This is a genomic window from Neiella litorisoli (assembly GCF_014773395.1).
In the GTDB taxonomy this organism is placed as follows: domain Bacteria; phylum Pseudomonadota; class Gammaproteobacteria; order Enterobacterales; family Neiellaceae; genus Neiella; species Neiella litorisoli.
Map to the genome: position 1 here is coordinate 13110 of NZ_JACXAF010000027.1, position 13781 is coordinate 26890.

9 protein-coding genes are annotated in these 13781 nt (G+C 51.7%); 4 read left to right on the top strand and 5 right to left on the bottom strand.

Translation table 11 applies throughout. The features are described 5' to 3' along the window. Complete coding sequence (ptsP, locus tag IC617_RS16615; protein WP_369410426.1) at positions 1 to 2547, bottom strand: phosphoenolpyruvate--protein phosphotransferase; 2547 nt, start codon at positions 2545 to 2547, stop codon at positions 1 to 3. Positions 2548 to 3103: 556 nt separating this feature from the next. On the opposite strand from ptsP, the gene IC617_RS16620 reads away from it, so the two are divergent. Beyond that, positions 3104 to 4024 carry a transporter substrate-binding domain-containing protein gene (locus IC617_RS16620; protein WP_191146113.1) on the top strand — a complete coding sequence of 307 codons (921 nt, stop codon included), beginning with the start codon at positions 3104 to 3106 and terminating at the stop codon, positions 4022 to 4024. Positions 4025 to 4085: 61 nt separating this feature from the next. Here the strand turns inward: IC617_RS16620 and IC617_RS16625 are convergent, their stop codons facing one another. After that, complete coding sequence (locus IC617_RS16625; RefSeq protein ID WP_191146114.1) at positions 4086 to 4304, bottom strand: hypothetical protein; 219 nt, start codon at positions 4302 to 4304, stop codon at positions 4086 to 4088. A gap of 176 nt (positions 4305 to 4480) precedes the next feature. Between IC617_RS16625 and IC617_RS16630 the strand changes: the two genes are divergently transcribed. Then, complete coding sequence (locus IC617_RS16630) at positions 4481 to 6073, top strand: GMC family oxidoreductase (protein WP_191146115.1); 1593 nt, start codon at positions 4481 to 4483, stop codon at positions 6071 to 6073. Between the two features lie 92 nt (positions 6074 to 6165). On the opposite strand, the gene IC617_RS16635 is transcribed toward IC617_RS16630, so the two are convergent. Then, complete coding sequence (locus IC617_RS16635; RefSeq protein WP_191146116.1) at positions 6166 to 7725, bottom strand: CHRD domain-containing protein; 1560 nt, start codon at positions 7723 to 7725, stop codon at positions 6166 to 6168. A gap of 143 nt (positions 7726 to 7868) precedes the next feature. Continuing rightward, on the bottom strand, positions 7869 to 10688 hold the full coding sequence (gene uvrA / locus IC617_RS16640; protein ID WP_191146117.1) for an excinuclease ABC subunit UvrA: 2820 nt from the start codon (positions 10686 to 10688) through the stop codon (positions 7869 to 7871). A 221-nt stretch (positions 10689 to 10909) separates the two neighbouring features. On the opposite strand from uvrA, the gene IC617_RS16645 reads away from it, so the two are divergent. Further along, on the top strand, positions 10910 to 12340 hold the full coding sequence (locus tag IC617_RS16645; RefSeq protein WP_224746086.1) for an MFS transporter: 1431 nt from the start codon (positions 10910 to 10912) through the stop codon (positions 12338 to 12340). Between the two features lies 1 nt (position 12341). Next, positions 12342 to 12899, top strand: coding sequence for a single-stranded DNA-binding protein (gene ssb / locus IC617_RS16650; RefSeq protein ID WP_191146118.1), 558 nt, complete (start codon positions 12342 to 12344; stop codon positions 12897 to 12899). 88 nt (positions 12900 to 12987) lie between these two features. Here the strand turns inward: ssb and IC617_RS16655 are convergent, their stop codons facing one another. Beyond that, positions 12988 to 13692: an SDR family oxidoreductase gene (locus tag IC617_RS16655; RefSeq protein WP_369410427.1), complete on the bottom strand. Its 705-nt coding sequence runs from the start codon at positions 13690 to 13692 to the stop codon at positions 12988 to 12990. Positions 13693 to 13781: the final 89 nt, after the last annotated feature.

The window sequence follows — 13781 nt, forward strand, 5'->3', positions numbered from 1 at the left end:
TTAGCGCCCCGGACTTAATTGACGCACAGCCGTTGCAGTACCAGCGCTTAGCGCTTGCTGGGCAAGGGCCTGACACTGACTGAGCGACAACTCGCGAATTTGACCTTTGATTGCAGGCAACGCCGGCACACTGACGGATAACTCATCAACACCCAGGCCAATGAGTAACGGCACCGCTTGTGGATCGGAGGCTAAACCGCCACAGACGCCAACCCATTTGCCCGCTTTGTGAGCACCTTGTACGGTCATTTCAATGAGCTTTAACACGGCTGGATTTAAGCCATCGACTTGAGCTGCGAGTTTTGGATGACCACGGTCCATTGCCAATGTGTATTGAGTGAGATCGTTGGTGCCAATCGAGAAGAAATCTGCTTCTTGTGCGAATTGCTCAGCCATGACCGCGGTTGATGGCACTTCGACCATGATGCCCACTTCGTAATTGCTGACGCCTAACTGTTCCGCTTCTTCTTTCACAACTTGCTTGGCGGCGGACAATTCTTCCAGTGTGGCGATCATCGGGAACATGATCCGCACAGTACTGTCACTGCCTTGCGCCGCGCGCAAAATAGCGCGGACTTGAGTACGCAAGATCGACGGTCGGTTGAGGCCAATACGAATGCCGCGCTCGCCAAGAAATGGATTTTCTTCAGCTGGCATGGGCATGTAATCAAGCGGCTTATCGCCACCGACATCCAGTGTTCGGATGATAATCGGACGACCTTTTAGTGCTTTGACGATGGCACCATACTGTTCGGCTTGCTCATCTTCTGAAGGCGCTGTGGCCCGATCAAGGAACAGGAATTCGCTGCGCAGCAGGCCGACGCCTTCGCCACCTAACTCAACGCTTTTCTCGGCATCTGCCAGTTTGGCGATATTGGCGACTACTTCTAACTGGTGGCCATCAGTGGTGGTGGCATGGTCATGGGCGGCTGCCAGATCTTGTTTGTCTTGCTCGGCTTGTTTGGCCTGACGCTGCTCAATGGCACTGATTTCGTCGTCGGTGACATTAATCCGCAGGTGGCCAGCATCGCCGTCGAGAATCACTTTGCTGCCGTTTGCCAGCTGTTGTGCTCGGTTGTCGATACCGGCAACCGCTGGGATCCCCATACCACGGGCAAGGATCGCCGAATGAGAGGACGAGCCGCCTTCGGTGGTGGCGAAACCAACCACTTTGTCAGCATCAAGATTGGCCGTCATCGATGGGGTTAAATCGCGGGCAATAATAATGGCGTGATCAGGTAATGCCATTGCTTCATCCGCCAGCCCTAATAATTTGCGCAACATGCGATTGCGAATATCATCCAAATCGCTCACTCGGCCCGCTAGCATGGGGTTGTCGAGCTGTTTTAACACGCCAATCTGGGCTTTAATTGCCTGATTAAAAGCAAAGGCCGCTGATTTACCGCGATGAATAAAGGTTTCACCCTGCTCAATCAGCTCCGGATCGGCGAGCAATTCCTGATGAGCCTGAAAGATTTCCGCTTTGTCAGCTTGGCCCTGCTGAGTCATATGCTGCTGAAGCTCGGTTAAGTCCTGTTGCACCGCATCAATCGCAGCGCTCAAGGCACGAATTTCAGCGTCGCTATCAGCGGCAGTTTCTGGGTAGTCAAAGGTTTGCTCTTGTAACTGAGTCACCACGCCAATGGCCGAGCCCGGAGACGCCGATACGCCCAGCAAGCAATTGTCATCGTCATGCTTGATTGCCAGTAGCGATTGTTCTTCCGGCAGTGTCTCTGCCGGAGCAGCGGGCGACGCCTGACAATCTTCACCTAAACCTTCTTTAATGGCCTGACTGATTGCCTCAATCGCGTGCGCTGCATCGGCTCCTGTGGCACTGAGCTGCACTTGATCACCTTGCTTGGTATTTAGCCCCATGATGGCTACAACGCTGCGAGCACTGGCCGACTTACCATTGCAGCTAATGGTTACTTTGCTGCTGAATTGCTTGGCAAGAGCGACTAAGTTGGCCGATGGGCGGGCGTGCAAACCAACCGGATTGGGTAGCGTAATGAGTTCGCTTTCGGCAGTGGTCTGAGATTGCGGCTGCGTTGTTGCCTCGTCCGCTTGTGCCTCGCTGCCGGCTTGAATAATCACATCCTGATTAGCGACGACTTTACCTGCGGCCAAGCTGATGTTGCTAAAGTCGTCGTGGTTGGTGATCAGCACCATAGTGAGCAAGCTGCGCGCTTGTTGCGCGACTTGATCGGCATCGAATTCAATTAATGGTTGGCCTGCTTTGACTTGCTCGCCTTGGCTGACTCGAGGCGTAAAACCTTCACCTTTGAGCATGACGGTATCTAAACCAATATGCATCAGCACCTCGGCACCGGATGCGGTGGTTAGGCTAACCGCGTGGTGAGCAGGGTGTAAGGTTGAAACAGTGCCGTCACATGGAGCGAGCAACACTTGCGATGTCGGGTCAATAGCGATTCCGTCGCCAACCATTTTGCCGGCAAATACTGGGTCCGGTACTTGCTCCAGTGGCACCACAATGCCGCTCATTGGAGCGATTAAAGAAACGGTCTGCTGTAAGGTGGTCGAAGTCACGTAATATTTCTCCTGACGACTTGAATGCGGAAAATTCTAGACGGTAAGACCGCAGAAGAAATCGAATCGACCTGTTCTTTTGCTATATAAAACGGTTGCTTACGTTGTGTTTCTCGCTGTTACATAAAGTTACAGTGGCCCTTTTCTTCTTCCTCTTATCATAAGCCGCCCTGTTGTTATTTGATGATAATTGGTCAGGCCAATTTATTGTCTTTTGTTGGCTTGCCTTTGCCTGTGTTTTTGATTTCCTGTCTTGGTTGTACCCAAATCCATCTTTTTGTTGTCGGCCTCTGTGATGTGATGTAGCTACTGGATGAGTGATTAATTCATGGGTTGATTGTCTGGTCTTTCGTTATCTTTATGAAAATATTAAATATTATTTTTGTCTCACTACTGGTTAGTTGCTTTTTATTTTAGGTTGACCAAAAAATAATATGACGCAGGTTTTATTTTTTAAATTGGATTGACCAAATTGTTATGATTTTTTGAGTGTTATTGGTATAACAATGCTGCCAGCACGGATGCTCTCTAACTTGAATAAACGAAGTGAATGACTATGAGTATTCTAAAAACAATCATTGCCGCGGCGGTACTCGCAGGTTCGATGCTGAGCCTACAAGCTCAAGCCGCTACGATTCGTTACATTCCTACTGACGTACCAAAAGACAAATATCAGGTGGAGCTGGTTCGCTTCCTCCTGAGCAAGATTGATCACGACTATGAGTTTGTTCCGACGCAAGCCAAAACAATGGTGATCAGTCGGCAGATCTCCGAAATTATGAGCGGCAACTTGTCGTTCGCCGCCATTTCAACCAACCAGCAGCTTGAACAAGATTTACGTCCGATTCGTATTCCAGTACTCAAAGGCATGCTGGGGCACCGAGTGTTTATTATTCGCGATGGTGATCAGCATCGCTTTGCCAATATTCACTCATTGGTTGAATTGAAACAGATGATGGCTGGTCAAGGCCGGTTTTGGGGCAGCACCCCGATTTTTGAAAGTGCTGGTATGCCGATGGTAACGCCACCCAAGTATGGCAGTTTGTTTCATATGCTAGAGGGCGGTCGCTTTGATTATTTTCCCAGAGCGATACACGAGCCCTATTCGGAAGTGGCGAGTCGGCCGGAGTTAAATTTGGCCGTTGAACCCAACTTGCTGCTGGTTTATCCGTCGGCGACCTATTTGTTTACCGCCAAAAGCAATGAAAAGCTGGCCGCAGACTTGGAGCGAGCATTCAATTTAGCGATTAACGATGGCAGTTTTGATCAGTGGTTTTACAGTCACCCTTTGATTCATGATGCCCTAAGTAAGGTCCGGATGGCCGAACGCACCATTATTCATATGGAAAATCCGACACTGCCGTCTTCAGCGCCAGTCGAACGTAAAGAGCTTTGGTTAGATGTTGACGTTGCCACCAAAACATCGGCCTCCCCCCCAGACCTAGCTGGTCAACAATTGGTTCGCACTAGCCGATAACTATGTGTGCTGCGGACTCAACCCCCGATAGAGTCCGCAGCTTTTTTTCTTGTCGTAACGACTATTTTGACTCCAGTGCTTTGACTGCATTGAGTAGCGCTTCGCACTTTTTCAATTCATATTCATCGTCGGCATCATCGACGCACTCTTTGTACTCTTGCAGGGTTTTGGTTTTTTCTTCGGTGAACTCGGCATTGGCCTCATTCATTTGATCTTGCGACGAGCTACAGCCCGCCATCAGTGCGGCAAATGCCATCATCATCAGTAGTTTTAGCTTCATATCTGCGTCCTTCGGTTGGTATTGATTTCAGTGTAGTGGTTATTTGCGCATCGTGGCTGCCAAAATCAGATCCCCACAGCCGCTGCCGATTTGTGACCCAGCGCCGTTAACCACTGATGATAGTTGCAGCCGGTGAAAGCCTGAACATACTCTGGGCTAGCGAACGGGGAGGGGCGATGGAATTTGATTTCATTATTGTCGGTGCAGGCTCTGCTGGCTGTGTGCTGGCGAATCGGTTATCTGCCGATCAGCAGTGCCGAGTGTTATTGCTCGAAGCCGGCGGTCGCAATGGCGGATGGAATGTAACAACGCCACTGGCACTGGTGCAGCTGATGCGATCGCGGGCCAGCAACTGGTTGTTTAATTCCGCTGCCGATGAGTCGATTGACCAGCGGCAACTATTTTGCCCTCGCGGTAAAGGGCTTGGTGGCTCAAGTGCGATTAATGCCATGCTCTATATTCGCGGACAGGCCGATGATTATGATGCGTGGTTAGCGCAGGGAAATGATGGTTGGGGCTATCGAGATGTGTTGCCGTATTTCCTCAAAAGTCAAAACCAAGAGCGAGGAGCGGATGAATACCACGGCGTTGGGGGTGAACTCAACGTCGCTGACTTGCGTTACCAACATCCGCTTTGTCAGGAGATGGTTCAAGCAGCCGAGTTAGCTGGCTATCCCTTACAAGCAGACTTCAATGGTGCCGAGCAATTTGGCGTTGGCTTTTATCAAGTAACACAAGAGCATGGCGCGCGCTGCAGCACCAATGCGGCGTTCTTACAACCGGTGTTACAACGGCCTAATTTAACGGTGCTAACGCATGCTCAAAGCCAGCGACTATTGCTGCAGGGTAAGCAAGTCACTGGCGTCGAGTTTATTCACCATGGTGAAACCAAACGGGCTTATGCAAGCCGCGAAGTGATCGTGTCTGCAGGTGCTTATCAGTCGCCACAATTGCTGATGTTGTCCGGCATCGGCTGTCGCCAGCGTCTCGCTGAGCATGGTATTTCATGTCAGCATGAGTTGCTCGGGGTTGGTCAGAATTTACAAGATCACGCCGATGTCATCGTCAACTACCAAGACCAGACCAGCCGCTCGATTCGATTGTCGTTGCCCTTTGTGCTTCAGTCGGCACCAGAGCTTTGGCGTTACTTCCGCCGTCGCACTGGGATGTTAACCTCGCCGGCTGCTGAAGTGGCAGGTTTTATTCACCACAGTGGCACCAAGCAACGGCCGGATTTACAACTGCATGGCATTGCTGCAGCGATGGATGATCATGGCCGAAATCTCCGTTTTCTTAAACAAGCCGGTGTCTCGATGCATGTGTGTTTACTGCGACCAAAGAGTCGTGGCGAGGTCATGCTGCGCTCGGCAAAAACAACTGATGCGCCGTTGATCCAGCACCGAATCTTAGCCGACCCCGATGATCTCAAGGTATTGGTCGAAGGGGTCAAGCGCGTGCGGGAGATATTTGCCAATTGGCCTCAATCTGCAGTCATTGGTGAGGAGCTGTTTCCTGGGCAAGGGCGACAAACCGATGCCGAGTTAGCGGATTATGTACGGGCTAAAGCCAATACCATTTATCACCCAGTTGGCACCTGCAAGATGGGCCAGGGTGAGGATGCGGTGGTTGATCATCAGCTGCGCGTTCATGGCTTGGATGGCCTGCGGGTGGTTGACGCATCGATTATGCCGACCATCGTCAGTGGAAACACCAACGCACCAACCATCATGATTGCCGAAAAAGCGGCAGCGATGATACTCGCTGATTAGCGCTAATTTGAGTTCAGCCACCCTCACACCGAGTCGATAGACTACATCGCTCGGTGGCGGGTTATGGCCTGACTCATTTTGGCCAACTAGTGTTACTCAATTTGGCCACGCAGTTCGCCACCTGGGTAAGCAGGAGTGTGGACATTCACGTAATGACCACCGCTTTTAAGCTGCATTGCTGTTGCTGAATCTAGCAAGGTGTTCTCTGGAATCGACCATACCGCCGTGTCTGCGGCACTTTGCTCTAAACCAACAACCACGCCTCCGGATACCCCTCGTTCTCCTTCATGAATGTGGGCGGCGCTAGCGTCCATTAGGCCCATGGTCATAATTCTGAGTCGCAACAAACCAGTGATATTGTCTAGCGTGGCATAGCCATAACCCATCGCTGACGTCGTGACACCACCGAGTACCTGCTCGCCAGTCAATGGGAAGGTGTACAGATTGACCTGTTCACCAACGATTTGTCCGCGCAACTCGCCGCTGGGATTATCGGGACTGTGGACGTTAACGTAGTGACCGCCATCGGCCAAGCGCATTGCGGTCGCTTCGTCGAGCATGGCGCCCGCGGGTGTTTGCCATACATTGGTATTGTCAGGGTGTTGCTCGAGTGCGACCACGACACCGCCGTTTTCGCCAATGTAACCCTCATGAATATGGGCCATCGAGGCATTATCCAGCCCGTTGGTTAGCACTTTTAAATCGACGGCGTAATCGGATAGGTTGAGGGTCGCGTAGCCATATCCCATCGCGGTGGTTGCTACCGCCGGCACTTCCTGCTGGCCGGAAAGATCAAAAGTGAGCAGGGCAAAGTTGTCGGTCAAAATTTGGCCGCGAAGTTCGCCGCTTGGGTTTGCCGGGGTATGAACATTCACGTAGTGGCCGCCACTCACTAAGCGCATTGCGGTGGCTTCATCTAACATCGCGCCCTGGGGTGTTTGCCAAACATTGATGTCATCGGGGTGCTGCTCCAACGCCACCACTACACCACCATTTTCGCCTACAAATCCTTCATGAATGTGGGCCATAGTGGCATCTTCGACCGCCATGGTGTGAACCTTCAAGTCGACCTCATAGCCATTGCTATCCAAGGTCGCATAGCCGTAGCCCACGGCATCTGTCATCACTGCTGGCACAGACTGCGAACCGCTGAGCATAAAGGTGACAACTGTGGTCGTTGGGTTGACGATTTGGCCGCGTACTTCACCACTGGCATGAGTCGTGGTGTGGACATTGATGTACCAATCGCCGTCGAGCATGTCGTCGATCAACTCGGCTGACAGGTCGGTAATTGCAATAGCCATTGAGTCGTCATCGACTGCTTCAAAGGCAAAAGCAACATCACCATTGACGCCTATTCGGCCTTGGTGAATATGAGCCGCCTGGACATTGTCAATGTCGCTAATATCTAAAGTTGCTCGAAACTGATAAAGGCTCTGGTCAACTTCAATGGTTGCCGAAGCGGTGGCTTGGGTATCAACCACAGGAACGCTTTGTGCCCCATTTAGCGCGACGGATAAGGTCAGTGAAGGTGTAAATGATGGTGGTGGTTCAACATTGGTGGCATTGCTTGAGCCGCCGCCTCCACCGCCGCCGCAGGCAGCCAGCAGCAATGCTGAAGTGGTGACAAATGTTGCGAGGAAGTATTTCATGGTGAGCCGCTCCTTTTTGTTTGGCCAGCAGTGCTATTACGCAACTGGTCAAAAAAAGACCGACAAAGAACTCAAGGGTATTCACCATAACCTCGGTTGCGTGACAGTCGTCACGCAATCAAGGTCGATATGCCATGGCTCGCTCAGCCAAGCATGGGCTTAAGAAAACGAGCGGTGTGCGATTGCTGGCAGTCGGCGACTGTTTCTGGCGAGCCTGAAACTAAAATCGTGCCGCCACCTGAGCCGCCCTCGGGGCCGAGATCGACAATCCAATCGGCTGTTTTAATAACATCCAAGTTGTGTTCGATGATCACTACGGTATTGCCATGATCGCGCAGCCGGTGCAGGACGGTCAGTAGCAATTGAATGTCGTGGAAGTGCAAGCCGGTGGTTGGCTCATCGAGAATGTATAAGGTGCGGCCAGTGTCGCGCTTCGATAGCTCGCGCGATAGCTTGACCCGCTGCGCTTCACCACCCGATAAAGTCGTGGCCGATTGGCCGAGGCGAATGTAGGACAAGCCAACGTCCATTAGTGTTTGCAGTTTGCGTGACACCGCTGGAATCGCATCAAAGAATTCACGCGCGTCTTCCACGGTCATATCCAGTACTTCGTGGATATTCTTGCCTTTGTATTTGATTTCTAGCGTTTCGCGATTGTAACGCTTGCCCTTACAGACATCGCACGGCACATACACGTCAGGCAAAAAGTGCATTTCGACCTTGATGACACCATCACCCTGGCACGCTTCACAACGGCCGCCTTTGACATTAAACGAAAAGCGCCCCGGCTTATAGCCGCGCGAACGGGCTTCTTGGGTACCTGAAAATAGCTCGCGAATTGGCGTGAAAATGCCGGTGTAGGTGGCCGGATTCGAACGTGGCGTGCGGCCAATCGGGCTTTGGTCAATATCGACCACTTTGTCGAGATACTCCAAACCAGACACCGACTGGTAAGGCGCGACATCATCGCCAGCGGCGCCGTTTAGCATCTTATGGGCAATCGGGAATAAGGTGTCGTTAATCAAGGTTGATTTACCCGAACCGGATACGCCAGTCACACAGGTCATCAAGCCAATGGGCAATTCGACATTAACGTTTTTCAGGTTATTGCCGCTGGCGCCTTTGAGTTCAATCCAGCGTTCGTCGTGTTGGTGACGTTCGGCTGGGATCTCAATCTGTTTGCGACCGGATAGGTAATCACCGGTCAGTGATTCAACGGTATTTTTAATATCGTCGACGTCGCCTTGGGCAATGATCTCGCCGCCATGAACGCCGGCGCCGGGGCCAATATCAATGACGAAATCAGCGGCGCGAATGGCATCTTCGTCGTGTTCGACAACAATCACGGTATTACCTAAATCGCGCAGGTGGTTGAGTGTTGATAGTAAGCGCTCATTATCGCGCTGGTGTAGGCCAATGCTGGGTTCGTCGAGTACGTACATGACGCCGACTAAACCAGCGCCAATCTGGCTAGCCAGTCGGATACGCTGCGCTTCACCGCCCGATAGGGTGTCTGCAGAGCGCGACAAATTCAGATAATCGAGGCCAACATTGACCAAGAACTTCAACCGGTCGCGAATTTCTTTGAGAATTTTCTCGGCAATTTGCGCCCGTTGGCCGGTGAGCTCAAGGCTGTCGAAAAAGCCCAAGCACTCGCCAATCGCCATTTCTGTGACGGTTGGTAAGGTGGTATCGCTGACGAACACGTGCCGCGCTTCTTCACGCAAGCGGCTGCCGTGACAGGAGCTACACGGTTGGCTGGAAATGTACTTCGATAAGTCTTCGCGAACGGCGGCTGACTCGGTGTCTTTGTAGCGTCGCTCCATATTGGGAATGACGCCTTCAAAGGCATGGTTGCGGACCACGATATCACCGCGGTCGTTGACGTATTGAAATTCGATTTTCTGTTTACCAGTGCCGTGCAATACGATGTGTTGGATATCGGCTGGCAGTTTTTCGAATGGTTCATTGAGATCGAAATCAAAATGATTGGCGACGGCGCGCAACATCTGGAAGTAGTACAAGCTTCGCTTGTCCCAGCCTTTAATGGCGCCACCGGCGAGGCTGAGTTCGCCGTTGGGGACCACTTTGTCGTTGTCGAAATACTGTTGCACCCCCAAACCATCGCAAGTTGGGCAAGCGCCAGCAGGGTTGTTAAAGGAGAAGATCCGCGGCTCTAGCTCGGCCATGGAATAGCCACAGACCGGACAAGCAAAGTTGGCGGAGAACACTAACTCGGTGCTGTCATCATCCATGCTCACCACAGTTGCAGTGCCGCCGGACAACTCCAATGCCGATTCAAACGACTCAGCCAACCGTAGCTCCAGCCCTTCGCGCACTTTAAAGCGATCAACCACCGCTTCGATGGTGTGCTTTTTGTGTAGCTCTAGCGTAGGTGGATCGGATAAATCACAGATCTCACCGTCTACTCGAGCCCGAATAAAACCTTGAGCCGCCAAGTTTTGCAGCGTTTTGATATGCTCGCCTTTGCGCTCTTTGATGATTGGCGCCAGCAACATGAGTTTGCTGCCTTCGGGCTGCTCCAGCACTTTATCGACCATCTGACTGACGGTTTGGGCGGCTAATGGCTCGTCGTGGTGCGGACAACGAGGTTCACCGACTCGGGCGAATAACAAGCGCAGGTAATCATAGATTTCAGTGATGGTGCCAACGGTGGAGCGCGGGTTGTGCGAGGTTGATTTTTGTTCGATGGAAATGGCTGGTGATAAGCCTTCGATGGCATCAGCATCGGGCTTTTCCATCAGCGACAAGAATTGGCGCGCATAGGCTGACAGCGACTCGACATAACGACGCTGACCCTCAGCATAAAGGGTGTCAAACGCTAAAGATGACTTACCTGAGCCGGATAAGCCGGTGATCACCACCAGTTTATCGCGAGGAATTGTCAGATTGATATTTTTCAGGTTGTGGGTACGAGCCCCACGAATGTCGATGGAATCCATTATTCCGCCAGTTACTCAGCACCAAAGCTTTATAGAATCGCATAATCTGAAACGATGATCAGCGCTGATTCAGATCTTTTTTAGACCACTAAAGTTGCTCACAACCAAGCGACAAATCGATTACATCAATTCAGAGCTTCTATCTTGCTGCCGTCAACCAGTCGTTTCATTAGGTTGTTCGTTGATTTCATTGCGAAAAGTAAATGAGATTCGTTCAGGCGATGAAGTTGTCAAGACCTCATGTTAGAATCGGCGACTTTGATTTTTTCGACCTGATTATCACTCTAATGGGATTTACCGCCACCGAACGCAAAGCTGCCATGGGTTTAGCCAGTGTATTCGCCACGCGAATGCTGGGCTTGTTCATGATCATGCCGGTTTTTGCCATCTACGGCCCTGAACTGCACGGGTTTACGCCGTTTTGGATGGGGTTGGCCATTGGTATTTATGGCCTGACTCAGGCGTGCTTGCAGATCCCCATGGGGCATTTGTCCGACCGCATCGGCCGCAAACCAGTGATTTATGCTGGGTTGGTGGTGTTTGCCATTGGTAGTGTGATTGCTGCGGTTGCTGATCATATTGTTTGGGTCACGATTGGCCGTGCGCTGCAAGGCGCAGGGGCTATATCCAGCGCATTGTTGGCGCTGGCGGCGGACCTCAGCAGTGACGAGCAGCGGCCCAAAGTAATGGCTGTAATCGGCGTTTTTATTGGCTTATCCTTTACCATTGCACTGATCGTCGGCCCGCTGGTGGCAGGGCCATTTGGTTTGGCGGGCTTGTTCTGGTTGACCGCCGGATTGTCGTTACTGTCGATGTTTGTGATCCGATTTTGGGTGCCTGATGCCACTTCGGTAGCGCCTCGAGGTGACACTTCGGCGCGCTGGCCACTGATGAAAAAACTGGTGCGAGATGGCCAATTATGGCGCTTTAACAGCGCGGTATTGGTGATTCATTTTTGCATGACTTGCTTGTTCACTGTGCTGCCTGGTTTGCTGTTGCCAACGAGCGGTGACAACGGTGAAATCTGGCATAGCTTGTTGCCGGTATTACTGATCAGTTTTGTCTTGCTGATCCCAATGATGAAAGTGTTTAATGCGCGTGGTCAAATCAAGGCGGGACTGATTTGTTCTGCTTTACTAATGGCCGCAGCGACGGGCTTATTTGCCGCATCGCCAAGTTATTACGCATTGTTGTTGGCGGCGATCCTGTTCTTTGCTGGATTCAATTACCTCGAAGCGGGCTTGCCGAGTATGGTGAGTTTGTTTGCCCCTGCAGGCCAAAAAGGCAGCGCCATGGGCGTATTCACCTCTTGTCAGTTTGGTGGTGCCTTTTTAGGTGGCCTAGTTGCAGGTAGCTTGCTGCAATGGCATGGGCAGACCGCAGTCTTTATTGCGATGCTGATCGCGTTATTATGTTGGGCGGTATTTGCATTAGGTTTGCAACAGCGCCATCATCTGAAGTCGGTGAATTTTGCAGTTACTCAATCTAACGGTAACTGGCTCGATCAGCTACTAGAGCAACCTGGCGTCGCTGAGGCCGTATATGTGCCCGAAGAACAGGTTGTCTATTTAAAAGTAAACAAGCACGAATTTGATGCGCAACGCGTGATGGCGTTGATTAATGCCCCTGCGGCAGAATTGAAGGAGAATTAGTATGGCCACACGTGGCGTCAATAAAGTTATTTTGGTTGGCAATCTGGGCCAGGATCCAGAAGTTCGCTACATGCCAAACGGCAATGCGGTTGCCAACATTACAGTGGCCACTTCTGAAAGCTGGAAAGATCAACAAGGTCAGCCCCAAGAGCGCACTGAATGGCACCGTGTGGTGATGTTCCGTCGCCTCGGTGAGATTGCTGGTGAGTACCTGCGCAAGGGCTCTCAGGTTTACATTGAAGGTAAACTGCAAACTCGCAAATGGCAGGATCAGAACGGTCAGGATCGCTACAGCACAGAGATCGTTGCCGATCAAATGCAAATGCTCGGTGGTCGTGCCGGTGGTGGTCAGGGCGGCCAAGGCTCAGGGCAAGGTATGGGTCAGCCAATGGCGCAGCAGCCTCAGCAAGGCGGTTATGCGAATCAAGGTGGCAACTACGGCGCGCCACAAGGGGCACAGGCTGGTGGTCAACCGCCGCGTCAACAAGCACCACAGCAAAACCAAGCGCCACGAAGCGCTGAGCCTTCAGTTGATTTTGATGACGACATTCCCTTTTAGGTCGGCCGATAAATCTGCCAGAAAACAATTGAAAACGCCCTGACTTGTCAGGGCGTTACTGTTTTTATTTGCAAGCTGTTCATTGCTGTTAGAAGCCATAGAGCCCGATATTTTCAAGGAACACGCGCTTGGGTTGTTTCAATACATACAACACCGCATTGGCCATGTCTTCAACTTGCAACCAGCCGGCCATTTCATCGGCGCTATGGGTAGGCTTGGGGACTTGAACTAAACCAGGGCAAAGGCTGTGCACTTTAATGCCGTGCTGTCGCACTTCCTCTTGCAAGGCCGCAGCAAAACCAAGTACGGCAAACTTCGCTGCGCAATAAGGGCCAGCATTGGCATAACCATTCTTAGCGGCTTGCGACGCGACATTAATGATATGGCCCGACTGTTGTTGGCGTAGTGTTGGTAGCACCGCTTGGGTCATTAGGAATGTGCCTTTGGCGCAGGTATCCATCACCAAGTCCCAGTTTTCTTCGGGGCAATCTTCAATTGAATCTTGCACTCCTAAGCCACTGTTGTTAATCAAGCCGTCAATGCCACCAAAGTGATCAATGGCCCCTTGGGCAACGCGCTGTACATCGGCTTTGCTGCGAACATCGGCGGCAATGGCGATGGCGCTTCCCGGCCCTTTAGCTGAAAGCTGGGCGGCTTGCTCGACTAATAGCTCACCGCGGCGAGAAGTTAACACCAGATTGGCGCCTTCAGTGATGAGCGCTTCGGCAATGCCAAGGCCGATGCCACTGGCACCGCCGGTGATGATGATGGTTTTACCTACAATTGATTCCACTGTTCCGCTCCGTACATGCTGCAAATGGGTTGCCTGAATTGTCGTTACTGACGGCGCATTTTCAATCCTATGGTGCGAGATAGTTCGCA

Bases quoted from the DNA above. Each gene is read 5' to 3' on its own strand.
- IC617_RS16620 (WP_191146113.1), top strand. From the start codon at position 3,104: ATGAGTATTCTAAAAACAATCATTGCCGCGGCGGTACTCGCAGGTTCG.
- IC617_RS16625 (WP_191146114.1), bottom strand. From the start codon at position 4,304: ATGAAGCTAAAACTACTGATGATGATGGCATTTGCCGCACTGATGGCG.
- IC617_RS16630 (WP_191146115.1), top strand. From the start codon at position 4,481: ATGGAATTTGATTTCATTATTGTCGGTGCAGGCTCTGCTGGCTGTGTG.
- IC617_RS16635 (WP_191146116.1), bottom strand. From the start codon at position 7,725: ATGAAATACTTCCTCGCAACATTTGTCACCACTTCAGCATTGCTGCTG.
- uvrA (WP_191146117.1), bottom strand. From the start codon at position 10,688: ATGGATTCCATCGACATTCGTGGGGCTCGTACCCACAACCTGAAAAAT.
- IC617_RS16645 (WP_224746086.1), top strand. From the start codon at position 10,910: ATGAAGTTGTCAAGACCTCATGTTAGAATCGGCGACTTTGATTTTTTC.
- ssb (WP_191146118.1), top strand. From the start codon at position 12,342: ATGGCCACACGTGGCGTCAATAAAGTTATTTTGGTTGGCAATCTGGGC.